The organism is Burkholderia sp. Bp9143 (assembly GCF_003853645.1).
Lineage (GTDB): Bacteria > Pseudomonadota > Gammaproteobacteria > Burkholderiales > Burkholderiaceae > Burkholderia.
The window spans coordinates 55,613-75,167 of the sequence record NZ_QTPO01000040.1 but is presented as its reverse complement, the minus strand read 5'-3'; the positions used below and the strand labels follow the sequence as shown (position 1 = coordinate 75,167).

Below are 19,555 nucleotides of genomic sequence, written 5' to 3'. Positions count from 1 at the left end.
TTCGGGGTCGTCGATGGAAGAATTGCTGCCGTATTACGAGCGCGAATTATCGTTTTTGCGGCGCTATTCGCGAGATTTCGCCGAACGCTATCCGAAGATCGCCGCGCGGCTCGCGTTGTCCGGCGAGCACTGCGAGGATCCGCACGTCGAGCGGATGATCGAGTCGTTCGCGCTGCTCGGCGCGCGCATCAACAAGAAGCTCGACGACGACTACCCGGAATTCACCGAAGCGCTGCTGGAAGTGCTGTATCCGCACTACCTGCGGCCGTTCCCGTCGTGCTCGATCGCGCAGTTCACGCCGGCTTCGCCCGGCCAGCAGACCGAACCGGTCGTGATCGACCGCGGCACCGAGTTGAAGAGCCGTCCGATCCGCGGCGTGCAGTGCCGGTTCCGCACCGCGTACGACGTGACGCTCGCGCCGATCCGCATCTCGGAGGCGCGCTACACGCCGGTCGCGCTCGCGCCGAGCGCGACGGTGCTGCCGTCCAACGCGACGGGCGTGATCTCGATCACGTTCGAATCGCTCGCCGCGCAACTCGATCTCGGCGCGCTGAAGCTGCCGACGCTGCGCGCGCACCTGCATGGTGAACAGTCGTTCGTCGCCGCGCTGACCGACTGCCTGTTCGTCAACGTGCTCGGCGCGTATGTCGAGCCCGAGCGCAACGGCCGCTGGACGGCGCTGCGCAAGCTGCCGATCGCGCACGCCGGCTTCGACGAGGACGACGCGCTGATCGACTACCCGGCGAAGTCGCACCCCGCGTATCGCCTGCTCACCGAATACTTCGCGTTCCCCGACAAGTTCGATTTCGTCGATTTCGATCTCGCGGCGATCGCGCGCGCGTCGGGCCGCTGCCAGCGCGCGACGCTGCATCTGGTGCTGCAGGACGTGCGCAGCGATTCGCACGTCGCGCGGCTGCTCGAGCTGCTGACGGCCAGCCATTTCCGGCTGTTCTGCACGCCGATCGTCAACCTGTTCCGCCAGCACGGCGAGCCGATCCGCATCACGCACCGTGCGGTGTCGTACCCGGTGATCGCCGAAGCGCGCCGCGCGTTCGCGTACGAGGTGTACTCGATCGATTCGGTGAAGCTCGTCCGGCAGCAGGCGCATGAAGAATCGGTGATCGAGTTCCGGCCGTTCTATTCGCTGCATCACGGCGAATCGGCGCGGATCGGTCACTACTGGTTCGCGCGCCGCAACGATTGGGTCGCGCAGAAAAGCCCCGGCTACGAGACCGAGATCTCGATCGTCGACATCGACTTCGAACCGACGTCACCGCAAACCGACACACTGAGCCTCGACCTCACCTGCACGAACCGCGACCTGCCGTCGATGCTCGCGTTCGGTCTCGAAGGCGGCGATCTGTTCCAGGAAGGCGGCGCGCAGACGAGCGGCATCTCGCTGCTGCGGCGCCCGACGCAGAGCTTGCGTTTCGAGCGCGGCCGCGCCGCGCACTGGCGGCTCGTGTCGCACCTCGCGCTGAACCACGTGTCGCTGGTCGCGCACGGGCTCGCGCCGCTCAAGGAAATGCTGACGCTGTATGACCTGCGGCGCACCGCCGTGTCGATGCGCCAGATCGACGGCCTCGCCGGCGTCGAGCAGCGCGGCGCCGTGCAGTGGCTGCCCGGCAAGCCGTTCGCGACCTTCGTGCGCGGCATCGAGATCCGCCTGACGATCGACGAGGAACACTTCGTCGGCGCGAGCCTCGCGTCGTTCGTGCGCGTGCTCGACAGCTTCTTCGGGCTGTATGTCCATCTCAACAGTTTCGTTCAACTAGTCGTGGTGTCGAAGCGCACCGGCGAGGAGATCATCCGATGCAAGCCCCGCACCGGCGAATCGATCCTGGCGTAGTCGACGCGCTGCTCGACGAACCGCACCGCTTCGAGTTCTTCCAGGCGGTGCGCGTGCTCGAAGGGCTGTTCGCGCGGCAGGCGTCCGATGCGCCCGGCGCGTGGCGGCAGGGCGACGTCGTCGCGCAGCGCATCGAATTCCGCAATACGCTGTCGCTCGGCTTTCCGCCGAGCGAGATCGAAGGCGCCCGCTCGTTCGACGACGACGGCACGCTGCTCGACTCGGGCGAGGAGCGCGGCGCCGCGCTCGCGGCCGGCGAACTCGGCCACGTCGAGCTGACGCCCGCGTTCTTCGGGCTTCTCGGCGGGCAGGGCGCGCTGCCGCTGCACTACACCGAGCAGATCGTCGCGCGCGAGCACCTGAAGCGCGACCACGCAGCGCGCGCGTTCTTCGACGTGTTCTCGAACCGCGCGACCGCGCTGTTCTACGCGGCGTGGAAGAAATACCGGCTGCCGTTCCATTACGAACTCGACCGCGACGAGCGCTACCTGCCGCTCCTGCTCGCGATCGCCGGTGTGCCGAGCGACGAGGTGCGCGACAGCCTCGCGGCCGGCGCGGGCGGCGTGCTCGACGAGGCCGTCGCCGGCTACGCGCTCGCCGCGCGGCACCGGCCGATGTCGGCCGCCTACCTGCAGCGCACGCTGTCCGATTACTTCCGCGTGCCGGTGAAGATCGACCAGTTCGTCGGCAAGTGGTACGACGTGCCGCCCGACCAGCTGAGCGTGCTCGGCGAGGTCAACGCGGTGCTCGGCGCGACGGCGCTCGTCGGCGAACGGGTGTGGCAGCGCGACATGCGCGCGCGGATCGTCGTCGGCCCGCTGTCCAAGCGCGACTACGAGGCGTTCCTGCCCGGCGGCGCGCAGGCCGTCGCGCTCGAGCGGATGCTGACGCTGCTCGCCGGCGTCACGCTCGAATACGAGGTGAAGCTCGTGCTGAAACGCACCGAGGTCGGCGCGAGCGTGCTCGGCGCGGGCTCGCGGCTCGGCTGGGACGCATTCCTCTGTACGCGCGACGCGGTCGACGACCGGTCGGACGCCCGCTACGAGCTGCACGTGATTCACTGATTCCGAACGACAACAAGCAAACACGCAATCGAACCTGAGATCAACGCCATGAGCACGCCTCTGAAGACCCTGATCACGAAACTGAACCCGCTGTGCCGGCACGCGACGGAGCGTGCGGCGAGCGCGTGCCTGGCGCGCGGCCATTACGAGGTCGATCTGGAGCATCTGTTCCTCGCGCTGCTCGAAGAAGCGACGGGCGACCTGCCGCTTGCGTTGCGCGCGAGCCGCGTCGATCCGCATGCGCTGCGTGCCGATCTCGAGCGCGAACTCACGCGGCTGAAGACGGGCAACACGCGCACGCCGGTGTTCTCCGTGCACCTGATTGCGCTGTTCGAGCAGGCGTGGCTGATCGCGTCGCTCGATTCGCAGCTCGGCCGCATCCGCTCGGGGCACCTGCTGCTCGCGCTGCTGACGGCGCCCGATCTCGCGCAGTTCGCGCAGCGCATGTCGTCGCAGTTCGCGGAAATGAACGTGGCGGACCTGAAGCACAAGTTCGAGGAGATCATGGCCGGCTCGAGCGAGGCCGAGCCGCGCCAGGCGGATGAGGAAGGCGGCGACGTCGCGCCGGCCGCCGACGGTGCCGCGCCCGCGGTCGGTCCGTCGAAGACGCCCGCGCTCGACACGTACACGACCAACCTCACGCAGCGCGCGCGCGACGGCAAGATCGACCCGGTGATCGGCCGCGAAGCCGAAATCCGCCAGGCGATCGACATCCTGATGCGCCGCCGCCAGAACAACCCGATCATGACCGGCGAGGCCGGCGTCGGCAAGACGGCGGTCGTCGAGGGCCTCGCGCTGCGGATCGCGGCCGACGACGTGCCGCCGCCGCTGCGCGGCGTCGCGCTGCACGTCCTCGACATGGGGCTGCTGCAGGCCGGCGCGAGCGTGAAGGGCGAGTTCGAGAACCGTCTGAAGAGCGTGATCGACGAGGTGAAGAAGAGCGCGCACCCGATCATCCTGTTCATCGACGAGGCGCACACGATCATCGGCGCGGGCGGCCAGGCCGGCCAGAACGACGCGGCGAACCTGCTGAAGCCGGCGCTCGCGCGCGGCGAGTTGCGCACGATCGCCGCGACGACGTGGAGCGAATACAAGAAGTACTTCGAGAAGGATGCGGCGCTCGCGCGGCGCTTCCAGGTCGTGAAGGTCGAGGAGCCGAGCGAGCCGCTCGCGGCCGCGATGCTGCGCGGGATGTCCGGGCTGATGGAGAAGCACTTCAACGTGCGGATTCTCGACGACGCGATCACCGAGGCCGTGCGCCTGTCGCATCGCTATATCAGCGGCCGCCAGCTGCCGGACAAGGCGATCAGCGTGCTCGACACCGCGTGCGCGAAGGTCGCGCTCGCGCACAGCGCGACGCCGGCGGCGATCGACGACACGAAGAAGCGCATCGAGCGCATCGACGCGGAAATCGCTTCGCTGGAGCGCGAAGCGGCGGGCGGCGCGGCGCACGACGAGCGCCTCGGCGAGCTGCGCGACGCGCGCGACACGGCGCTCGCGCAATTGGCCGAGGACGAGGCGCGCTATGAAGCCGAGCGCGTGATCGTCGCCGAGATCACCGAACTGCGCGACACGCTCGACAAGGCGCGTGGGCCGTCGGAAGACGGCGCGCCGGTCGACGTGCCGGTCACGCGCGAGAAGCTGGCCGAACGCGTCGCGGCGCTGCACGCGCTGCAGGGCGGCGAGCCGATGGTGCCGTTGCAGGTGGATGGCCACGTCGTCGCCGAGATCGTTGCCGCATGGACCGGCATCCCGCTCGGCCGGATGGTGAAGGACGAGATCGACACCGTGCTGAACCTGCAGCCGCTGCTGACCGCGCGCGTGATCGGCCAGGACCATGCGCTCGACGCGATCGCGCAGCGCGTGCGCACGGCGACCGCGAACCTCGAGGATCCGAACAAACCGCGCGGCGTGTTCATGTTCGTCGGGCCGTCGGGCGTCGGCAAGACCGAGACGGCGCTCGCGCTGGCCGACATCCTGTACGGCGGCGAGCGCAAGATGGTCACGATCAACATGAGCGAGTACCAGGAAGCGCACAGCGTGTCGGGCCTGAAGGGTTCGCCGCCGGGCTACGTCGGCTACGGCGAGGGCGGCGTGCTGACCGAGGCCGTGCGACGCAACCCGTATTCCGTCGTGCTGCTCGACGAGGTCGAGAAGGCGCACCCGGACGTGCTCGAGATGTTCTTCCAGGTGTTCGACAAGGGCACGATGGACGATGCCGAAGGGCGCGAGATCGATTTCCGCAACACGCTGATCATCCTGACGTCGAACGTCGGGTCGGCCGCGGTGATGCAGGCGTGCCTGAACAAGCCGGCCGAGGAGCTGCCCGATCCGGACGCGCTCGCCGAGACGCTGCGCCCGCAGCTGTACAAGACGTTCAAGCCGGCCTTCCTGGGCCGGATGAAGGTCGTGCCGTACTACCCGATTTCCGACGACGTGCTGGCCGAGATCATCGCGCTGAAGCTCGAACGGATCCGCCGCCGCATCGAGGCGAATCACAAGGCCGCGTTCGAGTGGGACGAATCGCTCGTCGAGGCGGTGCTCGCGCGCTGCACCGAGGTCGATTCGGGCGCCCGCAACGTCGACCATATCCTGAACGGCACGCTGCTGCCGGAGATCGCGGGCCACGTGCTCGGCCGGATCGCCGACGGCGCGGCCATCGCGCGCATCGCGGTGCGCGCGGACGAGGCCGGCGAATTCGCATATACCGTCGAATGAGCGCGGCCGCGCAACATGCATTGATGAACTGACCGAACCATGCCGATCAATCTCCCCGAGCTGCTGACGCCGATCAGCGATGCGTCGCCCAGCGGCGACGACCTGCTGTTCTCGAACGAATTCGACGCGATCCAGGACGCGCGGCGCTATGACGATCCGACGCTCGACCAGGGCGAGTGGGTGACCGAGATCAAGGAGGCCGACTGGGGCTTCGTCGTCGATCGCGCGGGCGAGCTGCTGCGCACGCGCACCAAGGACCTGCGGCTCGCCGTATGGCTGACCGAGGCGCTCGCGCTGGAGGACGGCATCACCGGCCTCACCGAAGGCTATGCGCTGCTGGAAGGCCTGTGCCGCGACTACTGGGACACCGTGCATCCGCTGCCCGAAGGCGACGACGTCGAATACCGGCTCGGCAACGTCACGTGGCTGTCCGGCCGTACGGCCGAACTGCTGCGCGGCATTCCCGTGACGGAGGGCGCGTCGAACGCGTTCACGACGCTCGACTGGGAAGTTGCGCAGCATGTGGCGCAGGCCGTGAAGCGCGACCCCGAACACGCGGACGACATCGCACGCGGCAAACCGTCGGTCGAGCAGGTCGATGCGTCGCGGCGCGTGACGCCGATCGCGTTCTACACGGCGCTGCTCGCGAACCTCAAGGCGTTCGAGATTTCACTCGACGCGTTCGAGGAGCGGCTCGTCGAACGCGCGGGCGATTCGGCGCCGAGCTTCCGGCAGGCGCGCGACGCGTTCGAGACCGTGTACCGGCTCGCCGAGCGCTTTGCGCGCGAGCAGGGCTATACGGGCAGCGCGCCGCATGCGCCGTCGGCACAGCAGGCGCAGCCCGAGCGCATCGAGCCGAGCTTCGGCGATACGTTCCATACCGAGGAGACCCATGTGCAGCCGCAGACCGCTCCGCGTCCGCCGGTGACGCAAATGATTGCCGGCATCCAGAACCGTGCGCAGGCCGTCGACCAGTTGCGCGCGGTCGCGCGTTATTTCCGCCAGACCGAGCCGCACAGCCCGGTTGCGTATCTCGCGGACAAGGCCGCCGAATGGGCCGACATGCCGCTGCACAAGTGGCTCGAGAGCGTCGTGAAGGACGACGGGTCGCTGTCGCATATCCGCGAACTGCTCGGCGTGAGGCCCGACGAGCAGTCGTGAACGAGCGCTTTTTGACCTGAGAGTGCGGGCCCGGCGGGCTCGCGATGAACGAGAAGAAGGGTGACGCATGAACGTGACCGAACTGGCACAGGCGATCCGCGGCGGCCTGATTCAGCAGGATCGCCTGCTGAAGACGGACATCCCGTCGCTGCCGAACAATGCGCTCGTGCCGCGCCGCGCCGTGACCCGTTCCGAGCTCGGCCGCGATTTCAGCGTTGCACTCGATCTGGTGTCCACCGCAAGCGACGTCGAGCTCAAGACACTGATCGCGCGGCCGATCACGCTGTGGATCCAGCAGGCGGACAAGTCGTATCTGCCGATCAACGGCTATATCCACACGGCGCGGCGGGTCGGCGCCGACGGCAGCCTGTCAAGTTACCAGCTGCGCTTCGCGTCGTGGATGCACTTCCTCAAGTTTCGCAGCGACATGCGGTACTGGCAGGACAAGCCGGTCGACGCGATCCTCGCCGACGTGTTCGATACGCATCCGCAGGTCAGGGGCCAGTACCAGTTCGCGCTGTCGAAGCCGTTGCCGTCCCGGTCGTACTGCCGTCAGAGCGAAACGGACTGGAACTTCGTGCACCGGCTGATGGAGGACGAAGGGCTGTTCGGTTTCTGGCGGCACAGCGAAGACGGGAAGGCGCACATGCTCGTCATCACCGACGACCTGCATGCGGTCGATGCGCTGTCGCCGAATGCCGTCACGTTCGATCGCTCGGGCAGCGGCACCGAAACCGCCGGGTTCACGCAATGGGCCGCGTCGCGGACATTGCAGAGCACGCTGCACACCACGCGCACGTTCGACTACAAATCGCCGTCGTCGGCCGGCAATCCGAACGGCACGACGCTGCCGACGAAAGCCGGCCAGGGCGACCTGCCGGGCCAGGCGGAAATCTACGAATACACAGGCGCGTACACGTATCCGGGGCAGGACCGCGGCGAACACCTGTCGAAGATTCGCCTCGAGGAATGGGAGTCGCGCGCGAAGCGCTTCTTCGGCGTGGGCGGCGTGCGCGCGATCGATGCCGGCCGGCGCTTCACGCTGGTCGATCATCCCGAGCACGATCGCGATTCGGCCAGCGATCGCGAGTTCGCGGCCATCGGGGTCGCGCGGTACATCGAGAACAATCTGCCGATCTCGGACCACGAAGCGAATTTCCCGCATAGCCTGCAGGATCAGCTGGCGCGGGTGAAGGCCGGTCACAGCGAAGCGGCTGCGTTCGAGGTCGGGCACGACGACGGCTCCGCCGGGTTTTATCTCGTCGAGGTCGAGGCGCAGCGTGCGAGCGTGCCATACCGCAGCCCGTTCGAGCACCGCAAGCCCGCGATGCAGCTCGAGACCGCCGTCGTCGTCGGGCCGAAAGGCGAGGAGGTCTATACCGACGAACTGAACCGGATCAAGGTCATGTTCGTCTGGGATCGGCAGAGCGAAGGCCGCGAGAATGCGTCTTGCTGGATGCGCGTCGTGCAGTCGGATACCGGCGGTGGTTACGGCGGTGTTCATATTCCGCGGGTCGGCGAGGAAGTGCTGATCGGCTACATCGGCGGCGATTGCGACCGGCCGATCGTCATGCATCGTGTGTACAACGGTGCCGCCAAGCCGCAATGGCATAGCGACGGGATCCTGTCGGGTTTCCGGTCGAAGGAATATGCGGGATCGGGGCACAACGAGATGGTGCTCGACGACGCGACCGGGCAGAACCGCGCGCGCCTGTTCAGCAGCAGCGCGAATTCGCTGCTTCATCTCGGCTACCTGATCGAACAGAACGGCAACACGCGCGGGGCGTATCTCGGCTCCGGTTTCGATTTACGCACGGATGCGTACGGTGCGATGCGCGCCGGGCAGGGCTTGTACGTGACGACGCATCCGAAGCAGGCCGACAGCCAGCCGCTCGACGTGAGCGAAGCGAAGCAGCAACTCGTCAATGCGGAGGGGCTGATCGAGTCGATGTCGCAGGTCAGCGAGATGCACCAGGCGGAGAGTCTCGGTACCGGTCACGATGCGCTGAAGCAATTCGCCGATGCGACGCAGAACAGCGTGTCGGGCGCGACCGCGAGCGGCGGCAGGACTGCCGGCGGCGGGACGGGGAACGCGAACGCGTTCAAGGAGCCGGTGATGCTGTTTGCGAGCCCGGCGGGGATCGGGGTGGCGTCGCAACACAGTACGCATCTGGCTGCGGACCGGCATGTCAACGTCGTGAGCGGACAGAGCACGCATCTCGTCAGCGGCAAGTCGCTGGTGGCGAGCGTCAAGGAGAAGCTCAGCCTGTTTGCGCAGAATGCGGGCATGAAGCTCTTCGCCGGGAAAGGTGCCGTCGAGATACAGGCGCAGAACGACAACGTCGAGATGGTCGCGCAGAAGGCAGTCAAGGTGCTGTCGGCGACCGCAACGATCGAAGGCGTCGCTAAGGAGGAGATTCTGCTGACGTCGGGTGGCGCATATGTCCGCATCAAGGGCGGCAACATCGAGATTCATGCGCCGGGCAAGATCGACGTGAAGGGCGGACAGCATGCGTTCAGCGGGCCGACGAGTCTCCAGAAGACGTTCAAGTCGGAAGGCAAGAAGGCAGACATGCGGATTCGCTACGTGGATGCCGACGGCAACGTGCCGCACGGGGAGCCGATCAAGTTCACGACCGAGGACGGGACGGAGCATAGCGTCGCGCTCGATGCGGAAGGCAAGGCGGAATTGAAGAACATCGATTTTGACGAGTTCGTGGCCAGTCAGGTCAAACGGACGGGAGAGTGAAAATGGGCAAGCCTCTTGTTCAACATAACGTCTGTATTGATCTGCCGGGGGAGCCGGTGAGTTGCTGGGCCGAGTCGGATATCACGGTTCTGTTGCGCAAGCATCGTGACGTCATATTTGATCTTCATATAAGCAAAGGTGCGACTTACACCGTCGAGGCGCCGGAAGACTGGATCTATGACGTCGCGCAAAAGAAACGTGTGAAGCAAGGGCGTTTCTCGGACGGCCAGCGTTACCACATCTGGATCGGACGTGATTTCAAGGGTGAACTGGTGCTCAAGCGCGACGGGAAGGTGTTTCAGCGGTATTCAATGCTTCAGTTTGGCTTGGTTGATGGCAGCTCCGATCCGAAGGTCAAACCGGAGCCGATCATCATCGCAATGAATATCAACATGCCGACCAGCCGGCCCCCTTTCGCAGCGACGCAGGTCAACCCGCTTGGCAGGTCATTTGGTTCAAGTTCGGGAGGGTCTGTGCTTCGGTCGCTACAAACGTCTGAACCCTCTGATCCGCTCTCGATCGGACAAGTAGGAGCATTTCCTCTACCCATCAAACTGAGTCAGGATGCCGACGTAAAGTCGACGCAGTACGCGCACGTAACCGAAGTCAATCTCGCGGCGGTTCCACGGGAAATCATAGATACGCTGTCGTCAGGAGGCGGGGAGGAAACCGCGATTGATCCAAACAAGATTGCAACGCGCAACTGGCTGACGGCCCAACTCGCCGGAGTTGCTGCGTTCCTAAACGACAACAAGAAATGGGCAGACGAGCTTTGGTCGCAAAAATTTCGATTAGTAAAAGTCGTTCATAAGAATGCTGGAGAGAAATGGTACGTCGTATTTTCTGGCAATCAGAAGCTGCGTCAGCTGATGTCGGCAGCACGATATGGCGTGCAGCATGAGAAGGTGCTGACGATCGCTGGCGGCGCTGGCAACGCCGCGTCACGTGCCGCCGCAGCCAAGGAGGCCATCAGAGGTGCATTCAAAAAGGCCGGGCTGATCGCGTTCGTCTTCACGATTGCATTGGACACTGCCGAATGGCTGCGCGACTACGAGCAGATCGATCATGAAGGCAAGCGCCGCAAACATGTCTCCGATCTGCTTGCGAAGATTCTTATTGATGTCACCAAGGCTGGACTAAATGCGGCCGTGACATCGATTGTCATCGGTCTGATTGTCGGATTCTTCGGAACTGCCGGCTTGCCCGTTTGGGGGATCGTGGTGGGTACCATCGTCGTTGCGTGTGCGGTGGGGTACGGTGTGGATTATTTGGACAAGAAATTCCATGCAACCGAGATTGTTACCGCCGGTTTCAAATGGCTAGGTGAGTCGATCAGCAGTGCGGCAACCTACCTGGAGAAGATGATGCCGAAGGACTACGAGGGCTATCCGATGATGTTTACGCCCTGACAATGCGTAATGTCAGAGAGAACTGAAACGATGATCATGAAGAATATTTCGCAACCTCAGTCAGACCACGTTCTGACAATGCTGAAGAAAGCGGTTCCGCTGGTTCTGGTGATGTCGCTATTGGGAGCAGCACTGTCGTATGCGGCCTATTCTGATGACTTGTCGGTATCGGCATGGCCTTGGAGGATTGGCATTTCGGTCGCGGTGTTGAGTTGCGCGGCGCTGCTTTTCGTCTACGTCCGATATCGTGGCACGAATGATCTATATGCGTATGGACTGGTCATGTCGATTGGCACCATCTCGACCTACTATTTTTTTGGAATATTCTGCTATTTCTGCTATTTCGTGTTTGCGCCGATGCCCGGCGTAGTGCGATGGCCGGGATTGATTGGCGGGATCGCGCTTAACTTCGTCTGGGCGCTGGTGGTACAGCGCAACGTGCGTCATACAGTCAACACTACTCCATTTCTCGATAAGGTTATCAAGGAGCGTGGCGAGGCACTTGTCTACGACGTTCAACGTGGTGCTATGGAGTTCGATCGGTATCATCGTGAGCCGAATATCATGCCGGGAATTTTCAAATATGTCGTCTTCGGGATTGCGCCGTTCTATTTGGTGATGAATCGCTTGCTTTCGTCCAACTTCGGCACAAACGGAGTGCTGTTGTTTTTGGCGGTATTCGGTATGCCGGTCGCGCTGCTATTTCTCAGCGTGTTTGTGCGCAACTACATTTTGATGATGGTTTTGCCGAAGCAGATCGAGAAAGAGCGTGGTAAGCGCGTATTGGTGGCCGGATAGTGCGGGTATTCCTCATGGTGATTGCTATGCTGAAGTTGCGGTTAAGGTTGGTTGTGGGCACCGCATTCGATTCATGCGTAAATGATGAAATCAGACATTGACGACAGTTCGCCGATAGATTTTCACGGAAATTTGGCGGTGATCGAATTGGCGATCGGTATGGTCGTGGCCGGCATCTATTACGTGTTCTCGCAGCTAGGTGTGATGGCGGCCTGGGTGTGGAAGCTGATGTTGGTCTTGCAGTTCCTCGTATCAATCGTGTTGTCTTTTCACCATTCGATGAATCGACGGGCGCGAAGACTCTGGGTCGAAGGCATCGTCTCGATGCTGGCACTGGCTCCCTGGTTGATGGTTGCATTTGTTTGGTTATTCTACGTGTTGTATATTCCGATGCATGCCTTCCTGAAGATTTCGGTGGTGTCGGTGTGCTTTGCTATTATCGGATGGCATGCCAACATGGTTCTTTCGGATTTTCGGCGCGTAGCGAAGAAAGAGGCGGTCGTGAATACGATTTACCACGATGACGGTAATAATCTGGTTTTTCGTCATTCGTGTGGTGGGTACATCGATCACTTGACGTCAAGAACTCCTTTTAAAGGTGCGTTGATGTCAGTGCTTGCGTACTTGATACCTTTTGCTGCAGCGGTCGGGGCGAACACAAACCATGTTCTGGGCGAAACTGTCGGGCCGCACGTGTTGTGCATAGTTTTGTCGCTCCTCGGGTTTCCAATGGCTATTTCGGTTATCGGAAATTCATATGTGAAAACTATATTCTTCCGAGTGTATTTGCCATTGATGCTTGAGCGTCAGACTGGCAAGAAGGTCATTCTTGCGCAGTGAAGTGAGGCGTTTGCTGCGAGTTGGCGAAGACTGTTGGTGCGGCCGGTTACGGCCGCCGATTCCGGAAGACGTTGCGTCGCGAGCACGTCCGGGGCATCGCAGTGCCTGTCCAAGTTGACGGAGCAACGAACCAAGTTTTCTGGATTACCTTAAACAGGCACGCGATCAGTGAATGGCCGATCCTCGGGCTACGCACTACGTCGATCAACCGCCTCGCATGGGTGGACGCAATCGAGGGGGGCGAAGAAACCAGCCTGCCCGCCCGCATCACGAACCACTGACGCGATTCCGTGCTCGCCGCGCTTTCCGCTTCACCGCAGGCTTTTTGCGATCCTCGATCCATGGCAGGAGCGAAATGCTCCCAACACACAGCATCGACCCGCCGACCAGGGCAAACAGACCGAATCCGATTTCACGTATCCATGCCCCGCCCACAACTGCTTCGTTGCGCCGGGCAATACCCGGAAACATCGGCGAAACACGCAGGCCATCGTTCGAGGCCGCACTGCAATACGTTTTCGTGAACATGGCGAACTGTTCGCGACTGATGTTCGATGCGGCCGAACGCGAATAAACGGGCGACTCCGCGGGCTGCCACGTCGTCTTGTAGTGCTGCGTCTGCCCTGCACCATAACGGAAGACGGCGCGCGCCTCCCATATCACTTCGGATTTGCCATATCGCAGCGACAACTCACATTGCTCGACAAAGGCGGGGACACGAGGCCACGCGCGAGCGCGAACGAGGATGGCTGAATTGACGGCGCCCGCTGCGCCCGCCAGCACGAAGACCGCACCGACAAGCAGAAGAATGGCCGATCGCAAGCAGCGCAGCGCGAATTTCACTGGAATTGCTGGATTCAGTAGTCGGTTAGTGAGGTGACCGGCTTATTGACGATGCGGGATCTGACGGGGCCCGCGAAATCTGCGGGATGTATCCGTCAGTATCGTGCGCCCGGCTCGCCATGCCCCCGAATCTCCGCTTACTGCCCCACCCGGAACTCGATCCGTCGATTCCTCGCCCGCCCATCCGCCGTATCGTTCGGCGCAATCGGCTGATCCGGCCCGACGCCCGTCGTCGTCATCTGCTGCGGCGGGATGCTCTTCGTGATCAGATAACCCTTCACCGCATCGGCACGCGCCTGGCTCAGCGCGATGTTCGACGTCCGGTTCCCCGAGTTGTCGGTGTGGCCGATGATGTCGACCGTGCGGTTCTGCATCTTCGACAGCGCGGCCGCCATCTGGTCGAGAATCTGCTTGCCTTGCGGCGTCAGCGTCGCGCTGCCCGTCTCGAACTCGATCGTGCGATTAGCGAGCGTCTGGTCGAGCACACCCTGCTCGGACGCCGACACGCGCAGCCCGTTCTTGATCGTGTACGTCGGATTCAGCGTATTCGCCATGTCGCTCGCGAGCTGCTGGCGCTGCGCCTCGTTGTGCACCTCGCCCTTCATCTCGATCTGCGTGCCGTTGATCTTCAGCTGGCCCTTGCTGATCTGCTTGAGCTGCGCGCCGAGCAGCTTCTGCACGTTCGCGCTCCAGTTCGGCGGCGTCGCGACGTCGCCGACCTCGATCTGGTCGACCACGTTCGCCGCGCCGTAGGTGTCGCGCAGCTTCTGCAGCACGGCGGCCTTGGTCGCCTCGTCGGGCACCTTGCCGCCGACCACCACCTGGCCGGGCGTCGCGTTCGCGGGCGGCGGCGCGATCGTGCCGGCCGTGCCGTGCACCACCGTGCCGGACGCCGTGGCCGGCGCGGCGCCGGGGTTGGTGTTCGCGGGCAGGGCGGCGGTCGCGACCGTGCCGTTGCCGACCGGCGTGACGGTCGCACCGCCCGTGTTCTGCGCGTAGGCCGCGCCGCTGGCGATGAGGCCGGCGGCGACGAGGCCGGCAACGAAGGGCGACAAGCGCGTGCGCTGGACGTGAATCGTGCGTTGCATCCCGTCAGCCTCCGATGAACGCTTCGCGGAAGGCGTCGATGGCGACGCGCAGCGAGAGTTGCGGTTGGTCGAGGTAGCTGACGAGCTTGCTGATCTGGTGATCGTTTTGCGCATGGGCGTCGATCCACTCGGGATCGTCGATGTCGATGTTGTGGGCGGCGTAGGTCTGCGGGTCGACGACGCTCAGCAGCGTTTTCGACGACGCGCCGTTGAAGCCGATGATCAGCCGTTCGCGCTCGGCGATCGTGCCGATGAAGATCGCGAGCTCGAAATCGGCCTGCGCGACGAACGGTGCGATCAGTTCGAGCCAGAACGCGGCGACGAGGCTGCGATAGAACGGATCGACCGGCAGCGGCAGCGTCAGGCCGCGCTCGATATGCGACGAGCCGCTCTGCATCACGGGCCGCAACAGCGAGCCGAGCGCGAGCATCGCGCCGCGCAGCCGGACCGGATGGCCGCTTTCGAGCAACATCTGCTGCAGGCCGTACAGCGACTGGTGTTCGATGAAGTCGTTGAAGGTACCGTCATGCGACGTGCCGGGGCCGCCGACGTCGATCGGCACCTGCGTGTCGCCGAGCGCTTGCAGCGCGCCGGGCGGCTCCTCCTTCGCGAGCAGCGGTGGCATCTGCGCGGCGACGCGCGACCACAGCCGGGCGAACGCGAGCGGGCTGCGCGCGAGGAACGCGAGCGGCCGGTCGACTTCCAGCGCGGTCGCGCCGAGGAACGGGAAGCGGCGCATCGACACGTCGTGGCTCGCGACCATGTGGCCCGCGATCGCGAGCCTGCTGCGCGAACCGAGGAATGCGAAATGCATCGGCTTCGCATCCTCGTAGACGATCTTCCAGCGCGGATCCTCCGCGAGCAGTTCGAGCGCTTGCGCGATCCAGCGATCGAGCGTCTGCAGCAACTGCGGATTGTGCGGGCTCTTCACGAAGTCGCCGCGCGACGGAATCTTGCCGAAGTAGGCGATCTGCGCCTGAACGGTTTGCGTCATTGCGCCCCCTGTGCATTCGTTGCGGTGGCGGCCGCGATGGCCGGTGCCGCGGCCGGCGCGCCCGTGCCGGCCTGCGTCGCGTTCTGCGCGGCACCCGCGCTCGCGTCGGCGACCGACGACGGCAGTTGCAGGCCGCGCAGGCTCTGCTGCTGCGGCTGGTCGCCGCCGCCGCTGGTCGGCTGCGACGTGCTGATGATGCGCATCGTCACCGACACGTTCACGCTGCCCTGGACCCACGTGAGGTCGAAGGTGCCGTCCGGACGGCGCTTGCGTTGCGCCGAGTTGATCAGCTTCTCGAGACCGTAGCGGCCCGGCTCGTTGACGAGCTGCACCGTGCGGCCGTCGAAGGTCGTCGCGGACAGGGTCGCGCCCGGCGAACCCTGCGGGTTCGGCCACACGAAGTTGGTCCACTGCGGCGGCGTGTTGCGGTAGCGCAGCTGCTGCCCGTCGATCGCGATCGTGTATTCCGTCGTGCCCGTGCTCGGCTGCGGCAGGATCTGGAACACGGTCTGCGGTTCGGCCGCCGCGGCCGCGCCGCCTGCTGCACCGCCGGCGAGCGGGGCGACCCAGCGCGCGAAGCCGTTCGTGAAGTCCGGCGTGAGGCCGATGCCCATGTCGCCCCACGTACGGGCCGCGAGCGTGTCGCCGCGACGCACCGCCAGCGGGCCCAGCGTCGTACCGACGAACTTCGCGATCGCACCGTCCGGACCGAACACCTGCGCGATTTCACCGGCGCCGGCCTCGACCTTCGCGTTCGCCGCGAACGGGTACTTGGTCGCGAGCGAGCTCTGGAACGGCTGGTAAACCTGCGCGTTCCATACCTTGTTGACTTCCGCGCTGGCCGGCTGGATCACCACCGAGAACGCCTGCATCAGCGGCCGCACCAGCAGCGGCCGCAGCGACTTGCGTTGCGAATCGGTGAGGCCGGTCAGCATCTGCTCGTCGACGAACTTCAGCGAATCGGCGAGTTCCGAGCCGTTGCCGTCGAGCGTCTGCTGCATCAGCTGCCGCGCGCCGGGGCCGGGGTCGCCCTGGTTCTTGATCACGTTGAAGCGCGTACGGACCTTCGACAGCGAGTCCATGTAGCCCTTGAGCATCGACGTGCCGTCGTGCGTCGCGACGATCCGCGCGAGCCCGATGAACTCCTGGCCGATCGGACCCATCGGCACGTCGGCCGGATTGCCGTTGATATCGATGTTCGCGGCCGCCATCTGGCCGGCCTGCGAGCGCGTGAACAGCTGCTTGACCCAGTTCACGACGCCGGTCTGCGCTTTCTTGATCGCGACGTTCGCCAGCGACGGGTTGTCCCACGAAGTCTGGTCGTACGCGGTCTCGAGGATCTTGCGGATCGGCGAATCCTGCGGGTCACCGAGGCGGTTCATCCCGTCGACGGCCTGGCCGAAGCTGCTGAAGCCCTGCACCGCGATGCCCTGCATGAACTTCTGCCAGTGCTGCGCGTACTCGGTCTTGTACATCCCGACGAGCGTCTTCTGGATCTGCTCGGGGCTGCCTTCCAGCGTCAGGTCGTCCTGCGTCGACGTGTTCAGCACCCAGTCCTTCGCCTGCAGTTCCTTGGTCGCCGCATCGCGGATCGCCGGCTGCACGTAGTCGAACCACGCTTCGCGCGTGAACGTGCCCGGAATCGCGTAACTGCCGGCGACCAGCCCCTGGTTGCCGTCGCCGACGATGCGCGCGATGGTCATCGGTGCAAAGCGGGTCGACGCGCGCGCCTTGATTTCCTCATAGACACGCTGGCGGGCCGGCATGCCGCGCACGACGCGGCGCAGGTTCTCACGGGTCTGGTCGACGAGCGCGAGGTTCGCGTCGATCATCGGCCAGTCGTTGTCGTTCACGCGGGCGAGATAGAAGGAGATCATGCGCTCGGCGCTCTTGATCATCTCGTCGCGCGGCATGTTGCCGCGATTCGTCTCGAGCCAGCCGCGCCAGAAGCGGGCGAGCTGGTCGGTCAGGTGCGCCTGTTCGACGTGACGCTTGTCGGACAGCATCAAGTAGGTCTTCAGCGCGTTGTACGCGTCCTGCACGTTGGTCGGCGACGCGTCGCTGTACAGCCCGCCCTGCGGTGCCGCCGGCTGTTGCGGCGCGGCGGCCGTCGCGGCGGATGCGCCTTGCGCGGCGCCGGCCAGCGGTGCGGTGCCCGGCGGGTTCGTCGAGACCGGCAGCGCGCCGCCCTGCACGGCACCCGATTCGGGCGGGCGGGTCATCGGCACGAGCTGTTCGGGGTGCGCGTTCACGTCCTTCATGAACGACGCGAGGTTCTGCGAGACCGGCGCCAGCAGGATCTGGCGCACGCCGTTGTAGTACTCGGTCAGCAGGTGCTGCTCGAGCCGGTCGCCCTGGTACAGGCCGAGCGACACCGACACCGGCTTGTCCCGGCGGAACTGTTCGAGCTGTTCGATCCGGTCTTCCAGGATGTCCATCGCCTGCAGGCGCGACTGCAGGTCGTTGCGGCCCTGCTGAAGGCGCGTGACGTTGTCGAGGTCGGCCTGAACGTTCGCGACGAGCTGCTGGTTGCCGATCGTCGACCAGGTCCAGCCGCCGAGCGCGAGCGCGAGCGCCGCGACGAAGCCGAAGAAGGTCGCGTAGCGCAGCCGGGTCTTGGTCGGGCTCGCGAACTGGCGCACGGTCTGGCGGTCCGCGAAGATCACCTTCGAGAACAGGTCGCGCAGGAAGAAGCCGTTCTTCGAGAACGCGCTGTGCGGTTTCGGCAGCGCGCTCGCGTCGAGGCCGAAGCGGTGCGCGATGCGTTGCGCGGCGGCGCTGTTGGTTTCGCCTTCCTGCAGCGCGCTGGTGAAGTAGAAGCCGCGGAAGATCGGCTTGTACTGGAACGGGTTGTTCTCGAACAGCGTCGCGAGGAACGCGCGCAGCGACGGCTTGATCGTCGAGAATTCGAGCGGGAAGCTCAGCTGGCCCGGCGACAGCTGGTTGCCGCGCGACAGCGACAGCTGCGCGACGCTGATTTCCTTCAGCCCTTCGTACAGTTCCTCGAAGCGCTCGTCGAACAGCGTGACGACGTCGCGCTTCTCGTCCGGCTCGTAGGGCAGGGTGGCGCCCCACACGCGGTCGTATTCGTGCTTGTCGCTGCTGCTGAAGAATTCGGTGAAGCCGGTGATCAGGTCGGCCTTCGTGAACATCACGTAGACCGGCGCGAACACCTCGAGCTTTTCGGTCAGCTCCTGAACGCGCTGACGGAGGTTTTTCGCGAGGTTGATCGCAAATTCGGGGCGGTTGCCGGTGAGTTCGGTGATGCTGGCGGTGACGATGATGCCGTTGATCGGCGCCTTCGGACGGTAGCGCTTCAGCAGGCCGAGAAAGCCGAGCCACTCGCTGCGGTCTTCCTCATGCACCGAGTAGCGGCCGGCCGTGTCGAGCAGGATCCCTTCGGTCGTGAAGAACCAGTCGCAGTTACGCGTGCCGCCGATGCCGTGGATCACGGCGCTGTTCTTGTCCGCGAACGGAAACTGCAGGCCCGAGTTCAACACGGCGCTGCTCTTGCCTGCTGCCGGGTTGCCGATCACGATGTACCACGGCAGTTCGTACAGCGCGGAGCCGCCCGACACTTGGCCGATCTTCGACGTCTTGATCGTCTTCACCGCGTCGGACAGGCGCGTGCGCAGCACGTCGAGGTCGGCGGTCTTCGTGTCGGTCGCGAGCGCGGCCGCGGCCGGCGCGGCGATCTTGCCGGTTTCCGCCTGCTCCTCCAGCACCTGGCCGAGCTGGTGGTTCGCGCGCTTCACGCGCCAGCGGCGCCACAACGCGACGCCGACCCACAGTACGAGGATCGCCGCGAAGGCGATCGCCGCCCACAGGAGCGGCAACTGCAGCATGTCGGCAACGATAAAGAGAATCGCCGCTAGCGCGACGATCCCGACAATCGAGAGCGTACGCGGATGAGTCAGCACGTTGAGGATGCGTTGCATAGGACGTTCAGGTTCCGGTGCGATTCGGTGAGGCGACGCAGGCGCGCCGAGCGGCAAGCGTGGCGCCGCGATGTGTCGCCATGCTGTCAAACGGGATGAAGGGG

Annotated in this window: 12 protein-coding genes; 8 read left to right on the top strand and 4 right to left on the bottom strand. The window is 64.6% G+C overall.

Annotation, left to right across the window (positions count from 1 at the left end; genetic code table 11):
* The first annotated feature begins 13 nt into the window (after positions 1–13).
* The 8 genes from tssF (at position 14) to DIE23_RS27010 (ending at position 12,588) form a co-directional block, all read left to right on the top strand.
* On the top strand, positions 14–1,849 hold the full coding sequence (gene tssF, locus DIE23_RS27045; RefSeq protein ID WP_124614923.1) for a type VI secretion system baseplate subunit TssF: 1,836 nt from the start codon (positions 14–16) through the stop codon (positions 1,847–1,849).
* Entirely contained in the window at positions 1,813–2,913 is a 1,101-nt protein-coding gene (gene tssG / locus DIE23_RS27040; protein ID WP_124614922.1) for a type VI secretion system baseplate subunit TssG, read from the top strand. Before tssF ends, tssG begins: the two co-directional genes overlap by 37 nt.
* A gap of 48 nt (positions 2,914–2,961) precedes the next feature.
* Positions 2,962–5,631, top strand: a complete 2,670-nt coding sequence (gene tssH / locus DIE23_RS27035; RefSeq protein ID WP_124614921.1) for a type VI secretion system ATPase TssH — start codon at positions 2,962–2,964, stop codon at positions 5,629–5,631.
* A gap of 39 nt (positions 5,632–5,670) precedes the next feature.
* Positions 5,671–6,792 (top strand): type VI secretion system protein TssA, encoded by a 1,122-nt coding sequence (gene tssA / locus DIE23_RS27030; RefSeq protein ID WP_124614920.1) that lies wholly within the window; start codon positions 5,671–5,673, stop codon positions 6,790–6,792.
* 67 nt (positions 6,793–6,859) lie between these two features.
* Positions 6,860–9,541 (top strand): type VI secretion system Vgr family protein, encoded by a 2,682-nt coding sequence (locus tag DIE23_RS27025; protein WP_124614919.1) that lies wholly within the window; start codon positions 6,860–6,862, stop codon positions 9,539–9,541.
* 2 nt (positions 9,542–9,543) lie between these two features.
* Positions 9,544–10,950, top strand: coding sequence for a hypothetical protein (locus DIE23_RS27020; protein WP_124614918.1), 1,407 nt, complete (start codon positions 9,544–9,546; stop codon positions 10,948–10,950).
* A gap of 36 nt (positions 10,951–10,986) precedes the next feature.
* Entirely contained in the window at positions 10,987–11,748 is a 762-nt protein-coding gene (locus DIE23_RS27015; protein ID WP_260436173.1) for a hypothetical protein, read from the top strand.
* 81 nt (positions 11,749–11,829) lie between these two features.
* On the top strand, positions 11,830–12,588 hold the full coding sequence (locus DIE23_RS27010; protein WP_124614916.1) for a hypothetical protein: 759 nt from the start codon (positions 11,830–11,832) through the stop codon (positions 12,586–12,588).
* A 267-nt stretch (positions 12,589–12,855) separates the two neighbouring features.
* Here the strand turns inward: DIE23_RS27010 and DIE23_RS27005 are convergent, their stop codons facing one another.
* The 4 genes from DIE23_RS27005 to tssM all read right to left on the bottom strand — a co-directional run bounded on the left by DIE23_RS27005 (position 12,856) and on the right by tssM (position 19,451).
* Positions 12,856–13,431 carry a DUF3592 domain-containing protein gene (locus DIE23_RS27005; RefSeq protein WP_124614915.1) on the bottom strand — a complete coding sequence of 192 codons (576 nt, stop codon included), beginning with the start codon at positions 13,429–13,431 and terminating at the stop codon, positions 12,856–12,858.
* Positions 13,432–13,568: 137 nt separating this feature from the next.
* Positions 13,569–14,519 (bottom strand): OmpA family protein, encoded by a 951-nt coding sequence (locus tag DIE23_RS27000; RefSeq protein ID WP_124614914.1) that lies wholly within the window; start codon positions 14,517–14,519, stop codon positions 13,569–13,571.
* Between the two features lie 4 nt (positions 14,520–14,523).
* Positions 14,524–15,513 (bottom strand): type VI secretion system-associated protein TagF, encoded by a 990-nt coding sequence (gene tagF / locus DIE23_RS26995; protein ID WP_124614913.1) that lies wholly within the window; start codon positions 15,511–15,513, stop codon positions 14,524–14,526.
* Complete coding sequence (gene tssM, locus DIE23_RS26990; protein WP_124614912.1) at positions 15,510–19,451, bottom strand: type VI secretion system membrane subunit TssM; 3,942 nt, start codon at positions 19,449–19,451, stop codon at positions 15,510–15,512. The genes tagF and tssM overlap by 4 nt, the downstream gene beginning before the upstream one ends.
* Between the last annotated feature and the right edge of the window lie 104 nt (positions 19,452–19,555).